This window comes from Colwellia echini (assembly GCF_002843355.2).
Lineage (GTDB): Bacteria > Pseudomonadota > Gammaproteobacteria > Enterobacterales > Alteromonadaceae > Colwellia > Colwellia echini.
Genome location: NZ_PJAI02000041.1, coordinates 1 through 6,076, shown reverse-complemented (window position 1 = coordinate 6,076; position 6,076 = coordinate 1). Strand labels below are relative to the sequence as shown.

Annotated in this window: 4 protein-coding genes; all 4 read left to right on the top strand. The window is 40.0% G+C overall.

Annotated features, from left to right (window positions below):
• Nucleotides 1–437 precede the first annotated feature (437 nt).
• The 4 genes from CWS31_RS16950 to CWS31_RS16930 all read left to right on the top strand — a co-directional run bounded on the left by CWS31_RS16950 (nt 438) and on the right by CWS31_RS16930 (nt 5,607).
• On the top strand, nt 438–1,406 hold the full coding sequence (locus tag CWS31_RS16950; protein WP_101344567.1) for an SPFH domain-containing protein: 969 nt from the start codon (nt 438–440) through the stop codon (nt 1,404–1,406).
• A 16-nt stretch (nt 1,407–1,422) separates the two neighbouring features.
• Nucleotides 1,423–1,905, top strand: coding sequence for an NfeD family protein (locus CWS31_RS16945; RefSeq protein ID WP_101344566.1), 483 nt, complete (start codon nt 1,423–1,425; stop codon nt 1,903–1,905).
• Nucleotides 1,906–2,461: 556 nt separating this feature from the next.
• Nucleotides 2,462–5,110: a glycosyl hydrolase family 18 protein gene (locus tag CWS31_RS16940; protein WP_246143605.1), complete on the top strand. Its 2,649-nt coding sequence runs from the start codon at nt 2,462–2,464 to the stop codon at nt 5,108–5,110.
• A gap of 89 nt (nt 5,111–5,199) precedes the next feature.
• Nucleotides 5,200–5,607, top strand: coding sequence for a hypothetical protein (locus CWS31_RS16930; protein WP_101344565.1), 408 nt, complete (start codon nt 5,200–5,202; stop codon nt 5,605–5,607).
• Nucleotides 5,608–6,076 lie beyond the last annotated feature (469 nt).

Here is a 6,076-nt window from a genome sequence, read left to right as displayed (position 1 = left end):
GAAAGCTATCCCGTCTAAAGACGGGGGTTTAAACCAACTCCTTCTGACGAATTAAGATAAAAACCATAAAGATACGACCTAAAATAGTAATTTTTGTCATTGTTATCTCTGCATCAATGGCGATTCAAGGTTACTCTAACGCTACTGTAGCATTTTGCTTATTCCGAATTCAGGTTAAGTATAGGCATTCTCAGTCTTAATGTGGGAAAAGTTTGTGATTGATTTATAGCTTACGCAATACCGATAGAAATCTAATACAAATTGAAATAATAAATAAGCCAACTTCATGTATAGGTGAAATAACTTGCTTTGCGCCTTGCACTCCATTACCTTAATTTACCTTAAGGAACCATACCCGTTATCATTCAAGATGCACTCTGAAACTCGGATCTTGATTGGAAACAGTTATATCTAATAACATCAAGGAACATATCTCTATGTATTTATTTGAAAACCTCATCTCAAGCCCTGCGCTTTGGATAACTATCGTCATTTTGTATACCCTCAAAAAAGGTATTCACTTTGTCCCACAAAACCGTGGTTATGTCATTTATACCTTAGGTAAATACAGTAAAACATTATCAGCAGGTTTAAACTTTATAGTACCTTTTGTACAGTCAGTTGCTGCTGATCGTAATTTAAAAGAGCAGTCATTAGAAATTATGTCTCAATCGGCTATTACTAAGGATAATATTACCTTAGATATTGACGGTATTTTATTTATGAAAGTCACTGATGCTGCAGCTGCAACTAACAACATTACTGATTATAAAATGTCAGTTACTCAATTAGCTATGACAACTATGCGTAATGCTATTGGTTCTATGGAGCTTGATGAATGTTTCCAAAATCGTGACTTAATTAACGCCCAAATTTTAGGCTCTATGACCGAAGCCACAGCACCTTGGGGTGTTATGGTGACTCGTTACGAAATTAAAGACATTACGCCGCCGCAAAGTATCCGTGAAGACATGGAAAAACAAATGACGGCGGAACGTGAAAAACGCTCTGTTATTTTAACTGCACAAGGGGTTAAAACCGCCGCAATCACACAAGCGGAAGGCCATAAGCAAGCACGTGTTCTTGATGCTGAAGCGGCAAAAGCTGAACAAGTTCTTGCAGCTGAAGCGTCTAAAGAATCGCAAATTTTAACTGCAGCGGGTAAAGCTGAAGCAATTCGTTTAGTGGCTATTGCTGATGCGGATGCATTAGAAGTTGTTGGTAAAGCAGCTAATACTGAGCAAGGTCAAGCAGCGGTAACGTTAACTTTGGCACAAAATGCCATTATTGCTCATCAAGCCATTGCCAAAGAAAGTACTGTTGTCCTGACCGACGGTAAAACAGGTGACAATATTGCCAATACAGTAGCGCAGGCCATCGCGGTTTCAAGTAGCTTGAAGGTTTAATTATTAAGAGATCAATATGCAGAATTTTTTGGAAAATCATCAATTTATTTGGTACGCCATTGCTGGTTTAAGCTTGATTATTGAATTAGGCATAATGGGCTTAAGTGGACCATTACTCTTCTTTGCTATAGCAAGTGCTGTTACGGGAATATTAGTAAATATTGGCTTGATTGACGGCTGGCAAAGTGAAATTTTAATTGTTGGTATTTTATCTGCAGTTATCACCTTAATACTGTGGAAACCCTTAAAAAACATGCAGCAGTTACGCAGTCAAACCGATGAGTCTAGCGATATGATTGGCTTGAAAGTTCCCGCAAGTAGTGAAATTACTACAACAGGAGGGACTATTCGTTATTCAGGTATCGATTGGCAAGCACGTTTAGCAGAGGATGCTGCTGGTATCGTTGGCAATGATCTAAATAGTGATGTAATTAGTGACAAAAGTCAGTGTGTGATTGTTGCTGTTTCGGGTACTACTATGTTGGTTAAGGCTTTATAACTTTACACAATAAGACATATAGTACTTTAGAAGATAAAAAAGCGATGTTATTGCACTTAGTATGAGTGCGGTAACATCGCTTTTTTGTCATGGCTAATAATATAATTAGAACAAGACGTATTAAAGATAATCGCCTAATATTTGACCATATATTTGCGATTTTAATAGACCGATTAATTATTAGAATGAGTAAAAAGCATTTTAACGCGTAAATACGTTAATTAATAAAATATAATTTAATATAAATATCAATGGCTTGGTGTTTTTATGGCGTTATTTGTATGTTTTTTGTTAAAAAATGTAGCAAATCCGTAACTTTGTGTGTATTGTTTTTGAACAGCTATTTTGACAGCGCTGTCAGTTAAAATGACAGCGCTGTCTTAAAGGTTGTAACAGTTTGCGCCAATGATTTATAGAGTTTATAAAAAATGGATTTTGGAAACTAGCATAGTTAAAAAGCTTTGCTAGGTAGGCTGACATGTTGGCAAAAATTTAAAAATCCTAAAAAAAATAACCTAATAAAAGCCAGTTTACTGGCCACCAAACTGAGGTAAATATGAAAAGATTATTAACAGCATGCGCAGTAACGGCCGCTTTAGCTTCACCACAAGCATTGGCTTCAGCACCAGGTCAGCCAACTCTTACAGAACAATATGCAAATTACAATGGCAAAGGCTTTGTTACAGTTTCTGGCGAAGCAGGAGCTTATAACTCACTCGTTACACGTGTTGATATTGTTAACTTACCTGTGACCTGGACTCCAGCTTGGACTGGTGATGCAGCAACATCATGGCAAGTACTTGTTAATGGAGAAGTTGCCGTTTCGGGCACTGGTGCAGGTGGTAGCGCAATAGTTCCAATTACAAGTGGTGGTCTAAAAGAGATCATTGTACGTTTATGTAATGATGATGGTTGTGTTGATAGTGCTGCTGATCAGGCCGTTATTTCGGATACTGATGGCTCACATTTAATGCCACTTGGCGAGCAAGTTGACCCTGCAAATACAAACTACGCACAATCTAAAGATCAAATTGTTGGTACATATTTTGTTGAATGGGGTATTTATGGCCGTCAATACTTTGTTGAAAATGTACCTGCTAATAACTTAACACATATCATATACGGCTTTATCCCAATGTGTGGTGAAAACAAATCACTTAAAGATGGCAATGCATCTGGCTGGAGCGTTCTTCAAGCTGATTGTGCACAAAGTGAAGATTATGAATTAGTGATTCATGATATGGGCGCGGCTTTTTGGCGTCAAAATGGCGCTGTTAAAGCCATGAAAATTGATGGAACTGCTGTAGGTTATGGCGAAGTTGGTATGGGTAACTTTGGTCATTTAATGGCGCTTAAGCAAGGTAACCCACATCTTAAAATACTTCCTTCAATTGGTGGTTGGACACTTTCTGACCCATTCTTCGGTTTTACAGATAAAGCAAACCGTGACACATTTGTTGCTTCCTCTAAAGAATTTTTGAAAACATGGAAATTCTTTGACGGTATTGATATCGACTGGGAATTCCCTGGTGGTGGTGGCGCACAAGCGTCATTAGGTGACCCAATAAATGACGGTCCAGCTTATGTTGCTTTAATGCAAGAACTTCGTGCAATGCTAGATGAACTTTCTGCGGAAACTGGTCGTGAATACGAACTAACGTCTGCAATTGGTGTAGGTTGGGATAAAATTCAAGATGTTGATTATGCCGCAGCGGCAGAGTACATGGATAACATCTTTATGATGTCATACGACTTCTACGGTGCGTGGGGCAGTGAAACAGGACATCAAACTGGTCTTTATTGTGGTGCTCATATATCAGCTGATAAATGTGCGGGTACAGGTGAATTTGGTCCAACAACAGTTACCGATAAAACCAAAGCAGGGAACTTAGGACGTGACTCTTATGCTCCTGCAGGTATGCCAGAGTATACAGTATCTAATGGCACACGTTTATTATTAGAACAGGGTGTACCGGCGCATAAATTGGTTGTTGGTGCAGCAATGTATGGGCGTGGTTGGACTGATGTTCAAATGGTAAATGGTAGCCCAATTGGCGCTGTAGGTAACCATGTAGACAGTTCGGAGAACAACCCATTAGTTGCTGAAGGTGGAGAAGGAACTTCGGTTGATGAAGAAGCATGGGCATGGGAAGCTGGTATCATGGATTACCGTGGTGCACTTAAATTCTTAGCAGCAAATACCAATGCTAAGTATGTTTGGGATAGCCAAGCTGAGGCATCATTTATTTGGGATGAAGTAAGTAATACATTAATAACCTTAGATACGCCACGTTCAATTGAAGCAAAAGGTGTATACATACAAGAGCAAGGTTTAGGTGGAATATTCTCTTGGGAAATTGATGGTGATGGTGGTACTACAGCAGAGCGTACCCTCAATGCGATGAATAAAGCAGTAGGTAATGTTGAAGGAATTACGGATTGGGGAGTAACGCCAACACCAACTCCGACTCCGACGCCAACACCAACACCAACACCAACGCCGACGCCAACACCAACACCAACTCCGACGCCAACACCAACTCCGACGCCAACACCAACTCCGACGCCAACACCAACTCCGACGCCAACACCAACTCCGACGCCAACACCAACTCCGACGCCAACACCAACTCCGACGCCGACTCCTACACCAACGCCAACGCCGACGCCGACACCAACTCCGACGCCAACACCGACGCCAACACCAACAGAAACGCCGTGGGTTGGTGGTCAAACAACAGTAAGTAATGGTGATGTGGTTTCTTATAACGGTTCGTGTTTTGTTGCGCAAAATAACCCAGGTGTTTGGGAAGCACCTACATCCGCTTCAACTTGGTTCTGGACTGAGGTTTCGTGTTCTGGTGTAACGCCAACACCAACACCAACTCCGACGCCAACACCAACTCCGACGCCAACACCAACTCCGACGCCAACACCAACTCCGACGCCAACACCAACTCCGACGCCAACACCAACTCCGACGCCAACACCAACTCCGACGCCGACGCCAACTCCGACGCCAACACCAACTCCTAGTGAAAGCGCATATGTTGCGGGTACAACTTATGTTGCAGGTGAAGTTGTTAGTAACGTTGGAAATATGTACCAATGTGATATAGCCGGATGGTGTTCATCAGCGTCTGCTTATCATTACGCGCCAGGAACAGGTAGTGCGTGGACAAGTGCTTGGTCATTAATAGAATAGAAAAATAGAGCTATAGCGACAGAGCCAACATCAGTAATAAGGATGTTGGCTCTGTTTTATTTTGGAAGATCACATAAAGGAATCGTCGTATGAGAGTATTTGCATTGAGCATTTTATTGCTTTTTTTACCTCTGTCGGTGATTGCGAAGGATAATATATTTTCTGGAACATGGAAGCTCATTTCAGGTGAGTATATTAATCATAAAGGGCGTTTAGTAAGCTACGAAGAGCTTAATTTACACTCATTAAAAGTAATAACCAATACTCACTTTAGCTTTGTTACTATGTCTGGAGATAAGTTTTGGAGCTCTGGATCCGGAACTTTCGAATATACAAATAGTGAGTATATTGAATCACCTTTATATACATCCTTTAACTCCCCAGAGGGCAAAAAATACGTATTCAAATATAAAATGGAAGCTGAAATCTGGATCAGTTCTAGATGGGAAAATGACAAACGCTTAGAGTATGAAGTTTGGCAGAGAGTTATTGATTAATATGAAAAAAAGGTATCCGTTTTATCGGGAGAAGAAGGAAAAAGAGTAATTATTTTAACAATATTTGATACAGAATCCACCATCGAAATTCTTGATTAAGTAGGGAGATTACTAATTTAATCTTCTAGTATAAATGTCTAGCTTAAGTTTCTACCTTCAATTATCAGGCTTAAACCAAAGGTTAGGCCTTTTTTTATGTGCCATACCAATCTGATTAAGCTCTTTTTAGTTTATACCAATTTGATTAAGTTTCTTCTCAACTCAGAGCTATATTCGATACTCATTAACAAGGCAAATTTGTTTCGGTTTAGTCATTCTAAATCAAATAAATTTAACGATGTTAGTGGGTATCGAGATAGCTCCCAGAGGGCGATTTTAAAAGGTTTACAAGCTGCGTTATTGATTTTGACAAGGGAATAACCATTCTCTTCAATCAATGCCTTGCTTTTAAACCTTTTAATTCTCGCTG

Excerpts from the sequence above, each read along its gene's own strand:
- CWS31_RS16950 (WP_101344567.1), top strand. The coding sequence starts at position 438 with ATGTATTTATTTGAAAACCTCATCTCAAGCCCTGCGCTTTGGATAACT.
- CWS31_RS16945 (WP_101344566.1), top strand. The coding sequence starts at position 1,423 with ATGCAGAATTTTTTGGAAAATCATCAATTTATTTGGTACGCCATTGCT.
- CWS31_RS16940 (WP_246143605.1), top strand. The coding sequence starts at position 2,462 with ATGAAAAGATTATTAACAGCATGCGCAGTAACGGCCGCTTTAGCTTCA.
- CWS31_RS16930 (WP_101344565.1), top strand. The coding sequence starts at position 5,200 with ATGAGAGTATTTGCATTGAGCATTTTATTGCTTTTTTTACCTCTGTCG.